Raw genomic sequence first — 17,663 nt, 5'->3', positions numbered from 1 at the left:
GTCGATGACGGCAGATTTACAGTCTGCTCCCTTTGGCCGCTCGGGAACCCCACCACGGGGTAATGCTTAGTACTGGCCTGCTTCCTTCTCGGGAAGCGGGGCGCATCATACCAAATGATGCGCCCCTGTAAAGCATTCCTTTGACAAAAATAAACTGGTTGCCTGATTTTTACCCGTAACGCCGTAAAGCTAACCAATTCATTTCTCAGTCGATTAAAGAATAATCGTCCGGTTGCCGTAGACGAAGACGCGCTGCGCCAGTACCTGATACAGCGCCCGGCTCAATACGTTTTTTTCGACATCGCGCCCGGCACGCATCATATCTTCTGCGGTATAAGTATGATCGACGTGAATGACGTCCTGCATAATGATGGGGCCTTCGTCCAGATTATCATTCACGTAGTGGGCGGTGGCGCCGATGATCTTCACGCCACGCTCATAGGCCTGATGATACGGACGCGCGCCGATAAACGCCGGCAGGAACGAGTGGTGAATGTTAATGATCTTGTTCGGGAAACGGGCGACAAATTCCGGCGTAAGCACGCGCATATACTTGGCCAGCACCACGTAATCCGGCTCGTGGGCGGCAATCGCGTCGCCCATCTGTTTGTCGTGCTCTTCGCGGCTCAGCCCTTCATGGCTGACCAGTTCAAACGGGATGCCAAAACGTTCCACCAGCGGGCGCAGGGTGTCATGGTTACCAATAACCGCGGCAATATCGACATCCAGCCCGCCGTAATTGGCTTTCATCAGCAGATCGCCGAGGCAGTGGGCCTCTTTCGTCACCAGAATCACCACCCGGCGGCGGCCTGCCGGATTGAGTTCACGAATCGAGCCTTCCGGCAGGGCGCTGTCCAGATCGGCCAGCAGAATAGCGTCGTTGAAAATGCCTTCCAGTTCGGTGCGCATAAAGAAACGACCGGTACGGTGGTCAACAAATTCGTTGTTCTGCACAATGTTAAGTTCGTGCTTGTAGCAGATATTGGTGATACGCGCGATGAGGCCTTTCTGATCAGGGCAAATAGTGCGTAGTACTTTACGTTGTAATGAATGCATCGCGAGGAAAATCCTGTAGTGTTTGCAAGCGCTGCGGCAGCGTTACTGGCCGCAGCATTTTTTAAATTTTTTACCTGAACCGCAAGGGCAGGGGTCGTTACGGCCAATCAGCGGTCGTGTCCCGTCGATATAGTACCACTGTCCATTTTCTTTTAAGAATCTGGAACGTTCAATAATGGCGCCCGGGCGGTTATTGTCATTAAAGCGGGCGATAAAGCTGACAAAGCCTTCATTTGCGGCTCGTCCTTCATCGCTGGCGAACAGGGTTAAGCCCAGCCATTCTGTGTGGGCAAAGCCTTTCTCCAGTTCGGCGCGAAACTGCCGCGCCTGACAGGACGGATGCCAGGTTTTGATCAGATAGTCGGCATCTTTCATGACGAACGCGCTGTAACGGGAGCGCATAAGCTGTGACGGGCCTGGCGCAAGCTCAGCGCCGGACAGATATCGCTGGCAACATGAGCTATACTCCAGTGCGCTGCCACAGGGGCATAATTGCGACAAAACTGCCTCCATGGAAGAATGAGTAACGGCGGTTCTACGCCAAAGGGCTTTATGTTAACTGAGCCGTGACAATGTTGCCACGCTCAGAGTGGAAGGATAGTTATCAGTACTAATGAGAAAGCTTAAAATTGGTCTGGCGTTAGGAGCGGGTGCCGCCCGCGGATGGTCGCATATTGGCGTCATCAACGCCCTCCAGCAGGCCGGCATTGAGATTGATATCGTGGCCGGTTGCTCTATCGGTTCGCTGGTAGGGGCGGCGTATGCCTGTAACCGGCTCCCGGCCCTTGAGTCCTGGGTCTGCTCTTTCAGCAACTGGGACGTTCTGAAACTGATGGACCTCTCCTGGCGCCGCGGTGGACTGTTGCGGGGTGAAAAGGTATTCAATCATTATCGCCGCATCATGCCCGTGACCGATATCGAACACTGCGAACGGCGATTTGCCGCCGTCGCGACAAATTTAAGCACTGGCAGGGAGCTGTGGTTTACCGAAGGCGATCTGCATTTAGCGATTCGAGCCTCCTGCAGTATGCCGGGGTTAATGTCGCCGGTAAGGCATAATGGTTACTGGCTGGTCGATGGCGCGGTGGTCAATCCGGTTCCCGTGTCGCTTACGCGGGCAATGGGGGCCGATATCGTGATTGCCGTGGATCTGCAACATGATGCCCACCTTATGCAGCAGGATTTATTCTCCCTCGAAACGCCGCGGCGCGAAGCCGAAGCGAAGGAGGGGCCATGGCATACTCGTCTGCGCGCACGCTTGACGCAAATGAGTTCCCGCCGGACGGCCGTGACGCCGACGGCGATGGAGATCATGACCACTTCTATCCAGGTCCTGGAGAATCGTCTTAAACGCAATCGTATGGCGGGCGACCCGCCGGATATCCTGTTGCAACCGTACTGTCCACAAGTCTCGACGCTTGATTTCCATCGCGCCGGCGAGGCGATTACCGCAGGGCAGCTGGCGGTAGAAAAGAAAATGGATGAATTATTACCCTTAGTGCGTACCGCGATTTGACGCACGAGTACCTGACTTAAGCAAATTCTGACAGGCGATAGTGAGAATAGCGTGCCACTATTGAATTATCGTCAGCCAGGGGAGATATCATGACGCAGCCATTGGCGGGAAAACAGATTCTGATAGTTGAAGACGAACCCGTTTTCCGCTCACTCTTGCATGGATGGCTGACCTCGCTGGGAGCAACGACCTTCCAGGCGGAAGATGGCAAGGATGCCCTGCATAAAATGACGGAGGTGCATCCGGACCTGATGATCTGCGACATTTCGATGCCGAGAATGAACGGTCTGGAGCTGGTGGAGACGTTGCGTAATCGCGGCGAGCAGCTACCGATCCTGATGATTTCCGCTACCGAAAACATGGCCGATATAGCCAAAGCGTTGCGGCTTGGCGTTCAGGACGTGTTGTTAAAGCCAGTAAAAGATTTCAATCGCCTGCGTGAAACCGTTTATGCGTGCCTCTATCCTGCGATGTTCAGTTCACGTGTGGAAGAGGAAGAGCGTCTATTTGAGGACTGGGACGCGCTGGTCAGTAATCCTACCGCCGCCTCACGATTACTGCAGGAATTACAGCCGCCGGTGCAACAGGAAATGTCGCACTGCCGCATTCATTATCGCCAGCTGGTGTCGGCGGATAAACCCGGTCTGGTACTCGATATCGCGCCGCTCTCGGACAATGATTTGGCCTTCTATTGTCTGGATGTCACACGAGCAGGAGATAATGGCGTACTGGCAGCTTTATTATTGCGCGCGTTGTTCAATGGCTTGTTACAGGAGCAACTGGCGCATCAGGGACAACGGCTTCCAGAAATGGGGAGTCTGCTAAAACAGGTGAATCAGCTGCTGCGTCAGGCAAACCTTCCCGGTCAGTTTCCTTTGTTAGTGGGGTATTACCACAGCGGACTGAAAAATTTAATTCTGGTGTCGGCGGGGCTCAATGGCACGCTGAATACCGGTGAGCATCAAATTCAGATTAGTAATGGCGTTCCTTTGGGAACGTTGGGTGATGCTTACCTTAACCAAATTAGCCAGCGTTGTACCTCATGGCAGTGCCAAATTTGGGGGGCTGGAGGGCGTTTACGCTTAATGTTGTCTGCGGAATGAGCAATTACGGTTATATCTAAGCAGACGGGATTACCCGTTGCCCTTTAGCGGTGGTAACATCGAGCAGTTTTATGCGTAAAAGTCCTAATTCGAGGCTATCGGAAGCTTTTCAGACCAGTGAATACGCGGTTGACTGATATACTCGACACGTTATTTGTAACGAGAAGTTTAAAAAACAAACAGTCCAGGAGATTTCAATGGCTGCCCTTAATTCTAAAGTCAGAAAAGCGGTTATCCCGGTTGCGGGATTAGGCACCAGGATGCTGCCGGCCACCAAAGCGATTCCAAAAGAAATGCTGCCGCTGGTAGATAAGCCGTTAATTCAGTACGTTGTTAATGAATGTATCGCTGCAGGAATTACTGAAATTGTTCTGGTAACGCACTCGTCCAAAAACTCTATCGAAAACCATTTCGATACCAGTTTTGAGCTGGAAGCGATGCTGGAAAAACGTGTGAAACGCCAGCTGCTGGAAGAAGTGCAGTCTATTTGTCCGCCACACGTAACCATTATGCAAGTTCGTCAGGGCCTGGCAAAAGGTCTGGGACACGCGGTGCTTTGCGCCCATCCGGTGGTGGGTGATGAGCCGGTCGCAGTTATTCTGCCAGACGTTATTCTGGATGAATATGAATCCGATCTGAGCCGCGATAACCTCGCGGAGATGATCTCTCGTTTCGATGAGACCGGCGCCAGCCAGATTATGGTTGAGCCTGTCGACGACGTGACCGCTTACGGTGTCGTTGACTGTAAAGGTGAATCCCTCAAGCCGGGAGAAAGCGTGCCGATGGTAGGCGTGGTCGAGAAGCCAAAAGCTGACGTCGCGCCGTCCAACCTGGCGGTGGTGGGGCGCTATGTCCTCAGCGCCGATATCTGGCCGCTGCTGGCGAAGACACCTCCGGGTGCCGGTGATGAAATTCAGTTGACTGACGCGATTGATATGCTGATCGAAAAAGAGACGGTCGAAGCTTATCATATGAAAGGCAAGAGCCATGACTGCGGTAATAAGCTTGGCTACATGCAGGCGTTCGTCGAATATGGTATTCGCCACAAAACGCTGGGTGACGATTTTAAAGCCTGGCTGGAAACCGCGGTTGCGAAGTAATCCGCAGCGCTGCTGAAAGCACAAAACCGGGAGTCGCAATGCGCTCCCGGTTTTTTATATCGGCCCCTGGGGGCAAAAAAAATCCCGCCGCAGCGGGATTTTTATATCGTAACAACGGAGATTAGATCAGGAAATCGTCCAGTGATTTACCTTGCTCATCCATTGCTTTTTTGATCACCGCCGGGGTACGGCCCTGGCCGGTCCAGGTTTTGGTTTCGCCGTTTTCGTCGACATAGCTGTATTTAGCCGGACGTGCAGCACGCTTGGTTTTGGTACCGGCTTTAACGGCTGCCATGGTGCTCAGCAGTTCATTCGGATCAATACCGTCAGCGATCAGCATTTCACGATATTGCTGCAGCTTACGCGTACGTTCTTCAATTTCTGCCGCGGCGGCGTTTTCTTCTTCACGGCGCTCGTTAACAACGACTTCTAATTTTTCCAGCATTTCTTCGAGCGTTTCCAGGGTGCATTCTCTTGCCTGCGCACGAAGAGTACGGATGTTGTTCAAAATTTTAAGTGCTTCGCTCATTGTAGTAATCTCAAACTTATATTGTGGGGTGGTTTGTTGAACTAATAATAGAGCGATAAAATGCGTTGTGCAATAGGGGGGAATGTAAGGAATTCAAAATTACTGGTTATTTGTCGCGAGAATTAATTAATTTAAGTTAAAATTCCCGTGCCGCTTCACATCTTTCATCCTTATAGCGATGAGGAGAAGGTAAGCTAAAACCCTGAGACGGTATGCTTTTTCTGAGGTACGGTGAGAAAAATTATCCTTTACATGGGTAAATAACCCTCGTCAGTATTAGCGCATTTTTGGTTACGAGACTTAATATAAAACAACGTGCGGCCCAGCTTATAGCCCCATAGTTAACCGCCCTATAAGCACGAAAAGACAATGGTTACCCCGCCAGTAGCGTAACGGGGCGCACAAATAATGGCCCTGTAAATTCAATTCATCCTCTTAATCCTTTGGCTTTGCAGGCTCTTCGGCTGCGATACAATACCCCTGCTAAATGGGCGGCTGTACGCATAAAATATGGTATAATCGCCGCCGCGATAAAACACTTTGATTGGGGTCACGCAGCCGATGGCACAACTTTATTTCTACTACTCTGCAATGAATGCAGGTAAGTCGACCGCTCTGTTGCAATCTTCGTACAATTACCAGGAGCGGGGGATGCGTACCGTCGTTTATACCGCTGAGATTGATGACCGCTTTGGCGCCGGAAAAGTTAGCTCGCGTATCGGTCTCTCATCGCCGGCCCGTTTGTATAATCCACAGACGTCGCTATATAACGATATTGCCGCAGAGCACAAGTTAAAACCGATTCACTGCGTGCTGGTGGATGAAAGCCAGTTTCTGACGCGCGAGCAGGTTCATGAGCTGTCTGAAGTTGTCGATACGCTGGACATTCCGGTGCTTTGCTATGGCCTGCGGACAGACTTTCGCGGTGAGCTCTTCACCGGTAGCCAGTATTTGCTGGCCTGGTCAGATAAGCTGGTGGAGCTAAAAACCATCTGTTTCTGCGGACGAAAGGCTAGCATGGTGCTGCGCCTCGATCAGGAGGGGCGTCCTTATAATGAGGGCGAGCAGGTCGTCATCGGCGGTAATGAACGATACGTTTCAGTCTGTCGTAAGCATTATAAAGAAGCGCTGAGCGTCGGCTCGTTAACCCAGGTACAAAACCTGCACCGCCCCTGCTAATACGCGCAGAAGCTCGTCCAGGCGCCTGTAGGCGCCTTTTTATTGCCTGCGCACTGTTGGGCCAGCAGGCGTTAAAGCTTGGCTGTCGGTGGGCAAAAAAAAGCCCCGTCAGATGACGGGGCTTGCAGAACGTTTATGCTTGTCGATTAAGCGGATTTTTTCGCTTTTTTCTCAGCTTTCACCGGAGCTGCTTCGGCTTTCGCGGCTGCTTCACCTTCGACGAACTCGCGACCGTAGTAGGTATCCAGCAGGATCTGTTTCAGTTCGGAGATCAGCGGGTAGCGCGGGTTAGCGCCGGTGCACTGGTCATCGAATGCATCTTCAGACAGCTTATCAACGTGGGCCAGGAAGTCAGCTTCCTGAACGCCAGCTTCGCGGATAGATTTCGGAATACCCAGCTCAGCTTTCACGCTTTCCAGCCATGCCAGCAGTTTCTCGATTTTCGCTGCGGTGCGGTCGCCCGGTGCGGAGAGACCCAGGTGATCGGCGATTTCAGCGTAGCGACGACGAGCCTGCGGACGGTCGTACTGGCTGAACGCGGTCTGCTTGGTCGGGTTGTCATTCGCGTTGTAGCGGATAACGTTGCAGATCAGCAGGGCGTTGGCCAGACCGTGCGGGATATGGAACTGGGAACCCAGTTTGTGCGCCATGGAGTGGCACACGCCGAGGAAGGCGTTAGCAAACGCAATACCGGCGATGGTAGCGGCACTGTGTACGCGCTCGCGGGCAACCGGGTTCTTGGAACCTTCGTGGTAGGACGCCGGCAGGTACTCTTTCAGCAGCTTCAGCGCCTGCAGAGCCTGGCCGTCAGAGAACTCAGAAGCCAGAACGGAAACGTAAGCTTCCAGGGCGTGGGTCACTGCATCCAGACCACCGAACGCACACAGCGATTTCGGCATATCCATCACCAGGTTGGCATCGACGATGGCCATATCCGGGGTCAGCGCGTAGTCCGCCAGCGGATATTTCTGACCTGTCGCGTCGTCGGTCACAACGGCGAACGGCGTAACTTCAGAACCGGTACCGGAGGTGGTAGTGATCGCCACCATCTTGGCTTTAACGCCCATTTTCGGGAACTTGTAGATACGTTTACGGATATCCATAAAGCGCAGGGCCAGTTCTTCGAAGTGGGTTTCCGGATGTTCGTACATGACCCACATGATTTTCGCCGCATCCATCGGGGAACCGCCGCCCAGCGCGATGATCACGTCTGGTTTGAAGGAGTTCGCCAGTTCAGCACCTTTACGTACGATGGTCAGCGTCGGGTCAGCTTCAACTTCGAAGAAGACTTCAGTTTCCACACCCGCAGCTTTCAGTACGGAGGTGATCTGATCGGCATAACCGTTGTTGAACAGGAAGCGGTCAGTCACGATCAGCGCGCGTTTGTGACCATCAGTAATCACTTCATCCAGTGCGATAGGCAGGGAGCCACGACGGAAGTAGATAGATTTCGGAAGTTTGTGCCACAACATGTTTTCAGCTCGCTTAGCAACGGTTTTCTTGTTGATCAGGTGTTTCGGACCAACGTTTTCAGAGATGGAGTTACCACCCCAGGAACCACAACCCAGAGTCAGGGAAGGAGCGAGTTTGAAGTTGTACAGGTCACCGATACCACCCTGAGAAGCCGGGGTGTTGATCAGGATACGCGCCGTTTTCATCATCTGGCCGAAGTAAGCCACGCGAGCCGGCTGGTTATCCTGGTCGGTGTACAGGCAAGAGGTATGACCGATACCGCCCATGGCGACCAGTTTTTCTGCTTTGGTCACGGCGTCTTCGAAATCTTTCGCACGGTACATCGCCAGCGTCGGAGACAGTTTTTCGTGAGCAAACGGCTCGCTTTCGTCAACGTCGGTGACTTCGCCAATCAGGATTTTAGTCGTGGCCGGTACGGTGAAGCCTGCCAGTTCAGCGATTTTCGCTGCAGGCTGACCAACGATAGCGGCGTTCAGCGCGCCATTTTTCAGGATAATGTCCTGAACGGCTTTCAGCTCTTTACCCTGCAGCAGGTAGCCGCCGTGGCTGGCGAAACGTTCGCGAACCGCGTCATAAACGGAATCAACCACCACAACGGACTGCTCAGAAGCACAGATAACGCCGTTATCGAAGGTTTTAGACATCAGAACGGAAGCAACGGCGCGTTTGATGTCAGCCGTTTCATCAATCACCACCGGGGTGTTACCGGCACCTACGCCGATAGCAGGTTTACCGGAGCTGTATGCTGCTTTCACCATGCCTGGACCACCGGTTGCAAGGATCAGGTTGATATCCGGGTGGTGCATCAGGGCGTTAGACAGCTCAACAGACGGCTGATCGATCCAACCAATCAGGTCTTTCGGTGCGCCGGCAGCGATGGCAGCCTGCAGGACAATGTCAGCCGCTTTGTTAGTGGCTTCTTTAGCACGCGGGTGCGGAGAGAAAATGATGGCGTTACGCGTCTTCAGGCTGATGAGCGATTTGAAGATGGCTGTTGAAGTCGGGTTCGTGGTCGGAACGATACCGCAGATGATGCCGATAGGTTCAGCGATAGTGATGGTACCAAAAGTGTCGTCTTCTGACAGGACGCCACAGGTTTTTTCGTCTTTATAAGCGTTGTAGATGTATTCGGAAGCGAAGTGGTTTTTGATCACTTTGTCTTCAACGATGCCCATGCCGGATTCGGCAACGGCCATTTTGGCGAGAGGGATTCGAGCATCTGCAGCGGCCAGCGCGGCGGCGCGGAAGATTTTGTCGACTTGTTCTTGAGTGAAACTGGCATATTCACGCTGGGCTTTCTTGACACGCTCAACAAGCGCGTTCAGTTCAGCGATATTAGTAACAGCCATAATGCTCTCCTGATAATGTTAAACTTTTTTAGTAAATCAGTCGCTCGATTCGACATTATAGACAGGCTGTAAACAGCTTGCATGTAAATGTTTATGTAGGAAAATCAGGACGCTGTTTTACCGATTTACTAAAAAAGCTTTATCTTTTTAACTTTCAGGTACTGCTGCCTTCCACTCTGTTGGTGTCATCAAGATTACTCACTTCTGAGTACAAATTACGTGATTTAGATCAAGTATTGGCACTGCTGATACCTTTCAGCTGGCTGCTTTTTGACCGGTTCGATCAAGTGTAATGGGAGGGTTTTGAAATTAAAAAAACGATTAGCATTAAAACTACAAATAGCTAACATTCGATACATATCACCGGGTTATGCATATTTATAATGAATATTGCATGCAAAAAGCGTATGTTTCGCGCAGTTATTTTATGCTGTTAACAGTCAACCGCCAATTTTGATGATGCTGCGGAGCCCATTGTGACTCAATCACTGTTCGATTTTTCTGCATATTTCAAGTTTTTCATCGGCTTATTTGCTCTGGTTAACCCGGTGGGCATTATTCCGGTGTTCATTAGTATGACCAGCTACCAACCGGCAGCAGTGCGCAATAAGACCAACCTGACCGCCAACCTGTCGGTGGCGATCATCCTCCTGACGTCATTGTTTCTCGGCGATGGCATTCTGCAGATTTTTGGTATCTCCATTGATTCGTTCCGTATCGCCGGCGGCATCCTGGTGGTGACCATCGCGATGTCGATGATCAGCGGTAAGCTCGGTGAAGATAAGCAGAACAAGCAGGAGAAGTCGGAGACGGCGGTGCGGGAGAGCATCGGCGTGGTTCCTCTCGCGCTACCGCTAATGGCCGGACCGGGGGCAATCAGTTCCACTATCGTGTGGGGTACGCGGTATCACTCCTGGGTGCACCTCGTCGGTTTTTCACTGGCGATTGCCGTCTTTGCCCTCTGCTGCTGGGGGATTTTCCGCATGGCGCCGTGGCTGGTGCGTCTGCTAGGGCAGACAGGGATCAACGTTATCACCCGTATTATGGGCCTGCTGCTGATGGCCCTTGGCATTGAGTTTATTGTGACGGGGATTAAAGCGCTCTTTCCGGGGCTGCTGAGTTAGCTGGTTGCCACGCAGGCGGGTAGGTTCCCTTCTCGCCTGCGCGATTATTAGCAAAACCTATTAGCCAGCGCGTAACCGGCGGTAGGAATAACATTTTGCGATATCGCTATTAATTCCATAATTTTCATTAATATATGAAATATTTCTCTTAACATTCCCCTCACGTCTCCCCATCCTGTGATGTTATTTTCTTCACATCATTCTCTGGTACTTGCTGTCGGATCATCGAAATGATATTAGTAATTTTAACAAGGCTGTAGATGAATGTGCTAAAAAGTAATCTATTGTTAAATTTTTGTACAAAAAATCATCTTGCGGTCGTTGATCAGTATGTTGGCTGGTGAAAGCATCATAACTAAATGATTAATAATGATATTTTTCTATCGGTGTTTTGTGGCAACCGCGAGTAACGCTGGCAAAGCCGGCAATAAAAGAGAATCCGGTAACATATTTGCAAATTGCATTGGCGGAGGTGTTTACCTTTTGGTACTTTCCGCCGTTATCGTCTGCTGAATTATGTGCGTAAATGAGAATCATTTTTAATGATCTCGCTATGCCGGAACTGCCCCCCAGCGAGGGGGAACGAATCGACGTTAAGACTGCCGTTCGAGCGGTCGTAATAAATAAGTCGGTGATAGCAATCTGCCAATCGCAAACACTCCTGCGCTGGACAGATCCCCTAAACGGGAAAAAAACAGGCTGGTTAAAAAACCAGTAATTATAATGACTGGAGTTACAACACAATGACCATCATCACTAAAAAACGTTTGATCGCCGCAGGAGTGCTATCCGCACTCATGGCCGGCAATATGGCTATGGCAGCGGATGTCCCGGCCGGTGTGCAGCTTTCGGATAAGCAAACGCTGGTGCGAAATAGCGGCGCCGAACCGCAATCGCTGGACCCGAATAAAATCGAAGGGGTGCCTGAGGCGAATATTAGCCGCGACCTGTTCGAAGGCTTGCTGAATACCTCGCCGAAAGATGGCCACCCGATCCCTGGCGTGGCAGAGAGCTGGGATAATAAAGATTTCAAAGTCTGGACTTTCCATCTGCGTAAAGATGCGAAATGGTCTAACGGCGAGCCGGTGACCGCCCAGGACTTCGTTTATAGCTGGCAGCGTCTGGTGGATCCGAAAACCGCGTCTCCTTATGCCAGCTATCCGCAGTATGGTCATATCGTGAACGTCGACGAAATCATTGACGGCAAGAAAGCTCCGAGCGAACTGGGCGTAAAAGCCATTGACGACCACACGCTGGAAGTCACCCTCAGCGAGCCAGTACCCTATTTTTATAAACTGCTGGTTAACCCGGCGATGTCTCCTGTCTACAAACCAGCGATTGAAAAATTTGGCGAGAAGTGGACGCAGCCTGGCAATATCGTCACCAACGGCGCGTACACCCTGAAAGACTGGGTGGTCAACGAACGTATCGTCATGGAGCGCAACCCGCATTACTGGGATAATGCCAAAACCGTTATTAACACTGTCACCTGGCTGCCGACCTCTTCTGAAGTGACCTATGTTAACCGTTACCGCAGCGGTGAGCTGGATATGACCTATAACCAGCTGCCGATCGAGCTCTTCCAGAAACTGAAAAAAGAGATCCCGAACGAGCTGCACGTTGACCCGTATCTGTGTACTTATTACTACGAAATTAACAATCAGAAAGCACCGTTCACCGACGTGCGCGTACGCACCGCGCTGAAGCTGGGTCTGGACCGCGACATTATTGCCAATAAGGTAAAAGGACAGGGCGATCTGCCGGCCTACGGCTACACCCCGCCGTATACCGATGGCGCGAAACTGACCGAGCCGGAATGGTTTACCTGGTCGCAGGAAAAACGGAATGAAGAAGCGAAAAAACTGCTGGCCGAAGCCGGCTATAGCGCCGATAAACCGTTGACCTTCAACCTGCTGTATAACACCTCTGATTTGCACAAGAAGCTGGCGATTGCCGCCGCCTCGCTGTGGCGTAAAAACCTGGGCATTGACGTGAAGTTAGTCAACCAGGAGTGGAAAACGTTCCTCGATACCCGTCATCAGGGTACCTATGACGTGGCGCGTGCAGGCTGGTGCGCCGACTATAACGAGCCAACCTCATTCCTGAATACCATGCTTTCAGACAGCTCAATGAACACTGCGCACTATAAGAGCCCGGCGTTCGATAAGATTATGGCTGAATCCGTGAAAGCATCCGATGAAGCGCAGCGCACTGCAGCCTATGCGAAAGCAGAGCAGCAGCTGGACAAAGACAGCGCGATCGTACCGGTCTATTACTACGTTAACGCCCGCCTGGTGAAACCGTGGGTCGGTGGCTACACCGGTAAAGACCCGATGGATAACGTCTATACCAAAGACCTTTACGTTATCAAACATTAATGGCAATACGTGGAGCGGGCCTGTGCTCGCTCCATCGTGTCTTATTTGAGAGCAGTGCAAAGGCACACGCCAGAAGGTACGGGCAATGTTAAAATTTATCTTACGTCGCTGTCTGGAAGCGATTCCGACGCTATTCATTCTTATTACCATTTCATTCTTCATGATGCGTCTGGCTCCGGGAAGTCCTTTTACCGGGGAACGCACGCTACCGCCGGAAGTCATGGCGAATATTGAAGCAAAATACCATTTAAACGACCCCATCATGACGCAGTACTTCAATTACCTGAAGCAGCTGGCGCATGGCGATTTTGGTCCCTCCTTTAAATACAAAGATTATTCGGTCAACGATCTGGTGGCGGCCAGCTTCCCGGTTTCGGCGAAACTGGGCTTCGCTGCCTTTTTGCTGGCGGTAGTGATCGGCGTCGCTGCGGGCGTTATTGCCGCTTTGAAGCAGAATACCCGCTGGGACTATGCGGTAATGGGGGTAGCCATGACCGGCGTGGTTATTCCGAGCTTTGTGGTGGCGCCTCTGCTGGTGATGATCTTTGCTATTACCCTGCACTGGCTGCCGGGCGGCGGCTGGAACGGCGGGGCGTTGAAATTTATGATCCTGCCGATGGTGGCGCTTTCCCTGGCCTATATCGCCAGCATCGCGCGAATTACCCGCGGCTCAATGATTGAAGTGCTGCACTCTAACTTTATCCGCACCGCGCGGGCGAAGGGACTGCCGATGCGCCGCATTATTTTGCGCCATGCGCTGAAGCCGGCGCTGCTGCCGGTGCTCTCCTATATGGGGCCGGCTTTCGTGGGCATCATTACGGGCTCAATGGTCATTGAAACCATTTACGGCCTGCCGGGGATTGGCCAGCTGTTCGTTAACGGGGCGCTTAACCGCGACTACTCGCTGGTGCTCAGCCTGACGATCCTCGTGGGCGCCCTGACTATTCTGTTCAACGCCATCGTTGACGTGCTTTACGCCGTTATCGATCCGAAGATTCGCTACTGAAGCCGGAGTTCGCCATGATGTTAAGTAAGAAAAATAGCGAGGCGCTGGAAAACTTCAGTGAGAAGCTGGAAGTGGAGGGGCGTAGCCTCTGGCAGGATGCGCGTCGCCGCTTTATGCATAACCGCGCCGCGGTCACCAGCTTGATTATGCTGGTGCTCATTGCGCTGTTCGTGACCTTCGCGCCGATGGTGTCGTCATTCTCCTATTTCGATACCGACTGGGGCATGATGTCCAATGCCCCGGACATGGCCTCTGGCCACTACTTTGGGACCGACTCCTCCGGTCGCGATCTGCTGGTGCGCGTGGCGATCGGCGGGCGTATTTCGCTGATGGTTGGGGTGGCGGCGGCGCTGGTGGCGGTGATCCTCGGAACGCTGTACGGTTCGCTTTCCGGGTATCTCGGCGGCAAAGTGGATTCGGTGATGATGCGTCTGCTGGAGATCCTCAACTCCTTCCCGTTTATGTTCTTCGTTATCCTGCTGGTGACCTTTTTTGGTCAGAATATCCTGCTGATTTTTGTCGCTATCGGCATGGTCTCCTGGCTGGATATGGCCCGTATCGTACGCGGACAGACCTTGAGCCTGAAGCGCAAAGAGTTTATTGAGGCGGCGCAGGTCGGCGGGGTCTCCACAGCGAGCATCGTGCTGCGCCATATCGTTCCTAATGTGCTGGGCGTGGTGGTGGTGTATGCCTCGCTGCTGGTCCCCAGTATGATCCTCTTCGAATCTTTCCTCAGCTTCCTGGGGCTGGGGACGCAGGAGCCGCTCAGCAGCTGGGGGGCATTGCTCAGCGATGGCGCCAACTCAATGGAAGTCTCGCCTTGGCTGCTGCTGTTCCCGGCGGGTTTCCTGGTGGTGACCCTGTTCTGTTTCAACTTTATCGGCGATGGTCTGCGTGATGCCCTCGACCCGAAAGACCGCTAAGGAGCGCTGCCATGACCATGATTGAAACGGCAAAAGCGCCGCAAGCGCAGAGTCACAGCGGCCTGCTGCTGGACGTGAAAGATCTTCGCGTCACCTTTAAAACGCCGGATGGCGATGTCACCGCCGTCAATGATCTGAACTTCACCCTCCAGGCGGGCGAAACGCTCGGTATTGTCGGGGAGTCCGGCTCCGGTAAATCGCAGACCGCCTTCGCCCTGATGGGGCTGCTGGCGGCCAACGGTCGCATCGGGGGTTCCGCCACCTTTAACGGTCGGCAAATCCTCAATTTGCCCGAGCGTGAGCTGAACAAACTGCGCGCCGAGCAAATCTCGATGATTTTCCAGGATCCGATGACCTCTCTGAACCCATATATGCGGGTGGGAGAGCAGTTAATGGAAGTCCTGATGCTGCATAAGGGGCTGAGCAAAGCCGAAGCATTTGAAGAGTCGGTCAAGATGCTCGACGCGGTGAAAATGCCGGAAGCGCGCAAGCGCATGAAGATGTTCCCGCACGAGTTCTCCGGCGGGATGCGCCAGCGCGTGATGATTGCCATGGCGCTACTGTGCCGGCCGCGGCTGCTGATTGCCGATGAGCCGACCACCGCCCTGGACGTCACTGTGCAGGCGCAGATCATGACGTTACTGAATGAGCTGAAACGCGAATTTAATACGGCCATCATTATGATCACCCATGACCTCGGAGTCGTGGCGGGGATCTGCGATAAAGTGCTGGTGATGTATGCGGGCCGCACCATGGAGTACGGTCAGGCGCGCGATGTCTTCTATCAGCCGTCGCACCCATACTCTATTGGGCTGTTGAATGCGGTTCCTCGTCTGGATGCCGAAGGCGATGCGTTGTTGACCATTCCGGGCAACCCGCCGAACCTGCTGCGTTTGCCGAAAGGCTGCCCATTCCAGCCGCGCTGTCCGCATGCAATGGAACAGTGCAGCAGCGCGCCGCCGCTGGAGTCTTTCGCGCCAGGTCGCCTGCGCGCCTGCTTTAAACCGGTGGGGGATCTGCTATGAACGCCGTAACTGAACAACGAAAAGTCCTGCTCGAAATTGCCGACCTGAAGGTGCATTTCGATATTAAAGATGGCAAACAGTGGTTCTGGCAGCCGTCGAAAACGCTGAAAGCCGTAGATGGCGTGACGCTGCGTCTCTATGAAGGCGAGACCCTCGGCGTGGTGGGGGAGTCAGGCTGCGGTAAATCGACTTTCGCCCGCGCCATCATTGGCCTGGTGAAGGCCACCGATGGCAAAGTGGCCTGGTTGGGTAAAGATCTGCTGGGCATGAAGCAGGAAGAGTGGCGCGACGTGCGCAGCGATATCCAGATGATCTTCCAGGATCCGCTGGCCTCGCTGAACCCGCGTATGACCATCGGAGAAATCATCGCTGAACCGCTGCGTACCTATCATCCGAAGATGCCGCGTCAGGAAGTGCGCGATCGCGTGAAGGCGATGATGATGAAGGTAGGATTGCTGCCGAACCTTATCAACCGCTATCCGCACGAGTTTTCCGGCGGCCAGTGCCAGCGTATCGGCATCGCCCGGGCGCTGATCCTCGAGCCGAAGCTGATTATCTGCGATGAGCCGGTGTCCGCACTTGACGTGTCCATCCAGGCCCAGGTGGTCAACCTGCTGCAGCAGCTGCAGCGTGAAATGGGACTGTCGCTGATATTTATCGCCCACGATCTGGCGGTAGTTAAGCACATCTCCGATCGCGTACTGGTGATGTATCTGGGCCATGCGGTGGAGCTGGGAACCTACGATGAGGTGTACCATAATCCGCTGCATCCCTATACCAAAGCGCTGATGTCGGCGGTGCCGATCCCCGATCCGGACCTCGAAAAAACGAAAACCATCCAACTGCTGGAGGGCGAATTACCCTCGCCGATTAATCCGCCTTCGGGCTGTGTCTTCCGCACCCGCTGTCCGCTCGCTGGACCGGAGTGCGCCAAAACCCGTCCGGTGCTGGAAGGCAGCTTCCGCCATGCGGTTTCCTGCCTTAAGGTAGACCCGTTATAATCTCAGGGGCTGACGCAGGTCAGCCCTTTTTTTTTGCGAGGTTAACGAAGTGGGTATGCTTTCTGCCGCTCGCCTGCGGCTTTATCATTTGCTTTTCGATCAAAACCGACGTTCCGGCCGCCGCTTCGAAGGTCTGTGCGGACTTTTCGCATTGCTCAGCGTGGTGGTGATATTTGTCGAGTCGGGGCTGGGCACGCAATATCATCTGACATTAGATGAATGGCATATTTTCGTCTGGCTGGAGCTGCTGGTGACCGCGGTCTTTACCCTGGAGTATCTGCTGCGTATTGCGACATGGCCCAATCCGCTCCACTACATTTTCAGCTTCTGGGGGTTTATTGACTTAGCGACCATCCTGCCGCTGTACGTGATGTGGCTGTGGCCGGAAATTAGCCTCAATTATGTCTTTGCCTGGCGGGCAATGAGGGCGATCCGCGCGTTGCGTATTCTCAAACTGTTGCGCTTTATGCCTTCGCTCAATGTGTTCTGGCGGGCGATTGTCAGCGCGCGCCATCAGCTGATCCTGTTCTATTCGTTTATCGCCATTGTGATGGTGATTTTCGGCTCGTTAATGTACCTGATAGAAGGGCCAGAGTATGGTTTTACCACGCTCAACGCTTCGGTCTATTGGGCCATTGTAACCATCACTACCGTCGGCTACGGGGATATCACGCCGCATACACCGCTGGGCCGCATCCTGGCCTCCATTCTCATCCTGATCGGATACTCCATTATTGCCATTCCGACCGGGCTTATCACCACCCATATGACCAGCGCCCTGAACCGGCGGCGTCAGCAGCGGGTATGCCCGCAGTGCCAGCAGGGCCACCATGACGATAACGCCCGGTTTTGTCACGCCTGTGGCCATGCGTTACCGCAGTAAACCCTCGGCATAAAAAAA

At 53.1% G+C, this 17,663-nt stretch carries 16 protein-coding genes; 12 read left to right on the top strand and 4 right to left on the bottom strand.

The annotated features are described in order from the left end of the window. Positions 1–213: 213 nt before the first annotated feature. Positions 214–1,056, bottom strand: a complete 843-nt coding sequence (gene purU / locus ABLU73_RS18925; RefSeq protein WP_004203178.1) for a formyltetrahydrofolate deformylase — start codon at positions 1,054–1,056, stop codon at positions 214–216. Between the two features lie 42 nt (positions 1,057–1,098). After that, the gene (locus ABLU73_RS18920) at positions 1,099–1,557 is read right to left on the bottom strand and encodes a YchJ family protein (protein ID WP_017900770.1); all 459 of its coding nucleotides are present in this window, start codon (positions 1,555–1,557) and stop codon (positions 1,099–1,101) included. A gap of 112 nt (positions 1,558–1,669) precedes the next feature. On the opposite strand from ABLU73_RS18920, the gene rssA reads away from it, so the two are divergent. The 3 genes from rssA (at position 1,670) to galU (ending at position 4,775) form a co-directional block, all read left to right on the top strand. Beyond that, entirely contained in the window at positions 1,670–2,572 is a 903-nt protein-coding gene (gene rssA / locus ABLU73_RS18915) for a patatin-like phospholipase RssA (protein ID WP_004203175.1), read from the top strand. 89 nt (positions 2,573–2,661) lie between these two features. Further along, the gene (gene rssB / locus ABLU73_RS18910; protein WP_017900771.1) at positions 2,662–3,675 is read left to right on the top strand and encodes a two-component system response regulator RssB; all 1,014 of its coding nucleotides are present in this window, start codon (positions 2,662–2,664) and stop codon (positions 3,673–3,675) included. Positions 3,676–3,872: 197 nt separating this feature from the next. Continuing rightward, a complete protein-coding gene (gene galU / locus ABLU73_RS18905) occupies positions 3,873–4,775 on the top strand; it encodes a UTP--glucose-1-phosphate uridylyltransferase GalU (protein ID WP_023290127.1) in 903 nt (300 codons plus the stop codon). A gap of 121 nt (positions 4,776–4,896) precedes the next feature. Here galU and hns read toward each other — a convergent pair whose 3' ends face one another. Next, on the bottom strand, positions 4,897–5,304 hold the full coding sequence (gene hns / locus ABLU73_RS18900) for a histone-like nucleoid-structuring protein H-NS (protein WP_002910103.1): 408 nt from the start codon (positions 5,302–5,304) through the stop codon (positions 4,897–4,899). Between the two features lie 561 nt (positions 5,305–5,865). Between hns and tdk the strand changes: the two genes are divergently transcribed. Beyond that, complete coding sequence (gene tdk, locus ABLU73_RS18895) at positions 5,866–6,483, top strand: thymidine kinase (RefSeq protein ID WP_025999297.1); 618 nt, start codon at positions 5,866–5,868, stop codon at positions 6,481–6,483. Between the two features lie 146 nt (positions 6,484–6,629). Here the strand turns inward: tdk and adhE are convergent, their stop codons facing one another. Next, positions 6,630–9,305 carry a bifunctional acetaldehyde-CoA/alcohol dehydrogenase gene (adhE, locus tag ABLU73_RS18890; RefSeq protein ID WP_004203165.1) on the bottom strand — a complete coding sequence of 892 codons (2,676 nt, stop codon included), beginning with the start codon at positions 9,303–9,305 and terminating at the stop codon, positions 6,630–6,632. Between the two features lie 77 nt (positions 9,306–9,382). On the opposite strand from adhE, the gene ABLU73_RS18885 reads away from it, so the two are divergent. From ABLU73_RS18885 to ABLU73_RS18850, 8 genes are all read left to right on the top strand, one after another. After that, complete coding sequence (locus ABLU73_RS18885; RefSeq protein ID WP_032456270.1) at positions 9,383–9,598, top strand: hypothetical protein; 216 nt, start codon at positions 9,383–9,385, stop codon at positions 9,596–9,598. Between the two features lie 183 nt (positions 9,599–9,781). After that, positions 9,782–10,429 (top strand): YchE family NAAT transporter, encoded by a 648-nt coding sequence (locus ABLU73_RS18880; RefSeq protein ID WP_002910095.1) that lies wholly within the window; start codon positions 9,782–9,784, stop codon positions 10,427–10,429. A gap of 743 nt (positions 10,430–11,172) precedes the next feature. After that, positions 11,173–12,807 (top strand): oligopeptide ABC transporter substrate-binding protein OppA, encoded by a 1,635-nt coding sequence (gene oppA / locus ABLU73_RS18875; protein ID WP_004203164.1) that lies wholly within the window; start codon positions 11,173–11,175, stop codon positions 12,805–12,807. Positions 12,808–12,892: 85 nt separating this feature from the next. Beyond that, a complete protein-coding gene (gene oppB, locus ABLU73_RS18870) occupies positions 12,893–13,813 on the top strand; it encodes an oligopeptide ABC transporter permease OppB (RefSeq protein WP_002910089.1) in 921 nt (306 codons plus the stop codon). Between the two features lie 14 nt (positions 13,814–13,827). Continuing rightward, positions 13,828–14,736 (top strand): oligopeptide ABC transporter permease OppC, encoded by a 909-nt coding sequence (gene oppC, locus ABLU73_RS18865; RefSeq protein ID WP_004145396.1) that lies wholly within the window; start codon positions 13,828–13,830, stop codon positions 14,734–14,736. Between the two features lie 11 nt (positions 14,737–14,747). Further along, the gene (locus tag ABLU73_RS18860; RefSeq protein WP_004151853.1) at positions 14,748–15,761 is read left to right on the top strand and encodes an ABC transporter ATP-binding protein; all 1,014 of its coding nucleotides are present in this window, start codon (positions 14,748–14,750) and stop codon (positions 15,759–15,761) included. Next, on the top strand, positions 15,758–16,762 hold the full coding sequence (gene oppF, locus ABLU73_RS18855; RefSeq protein WP_002910083.1) for a murein tripeptide/oligopeptide ABC transporter ATP-binding protein OppF: 1,005 nt from the start codon (positions 15,758–15,760) through the stop codon (positions 16,760–16,762). Before ABLU73_RS18860 ends, oppF begins: the two co-directional genes overlap by 4 nt. Positions 16,763–16,817: 55 nt before the next feature. Continuing rightward, positions 16,818–17,645: an ion transporter gene (locus tag ABLU73_RS18850; RefSeq protein WP_004203160.1), complete on the top strand. Its 828-nt coding sequence runs from the start codon at positions 16,818–16,820 to the stop codon at positions 17,643–17,645. The last annotated feature ends 18 nt before the right edge of the window (positions 17,646–17,663 follow it).

It is taken from the genome of Klebsiella sp. GG_Kp175, assembly GCF_040062325.1.
GTDB classification, from domain to species: domain Bacteria; phylum Pseudomonadota; class Gammaproteobacteria; order Enterobacterales; family Enterobacteriaceae; genus Klebsiella; species Klebsiella quasipneumoniae.
This window is presented reverse-complemented; position numbering and strand designations above follow the sequence as displayed.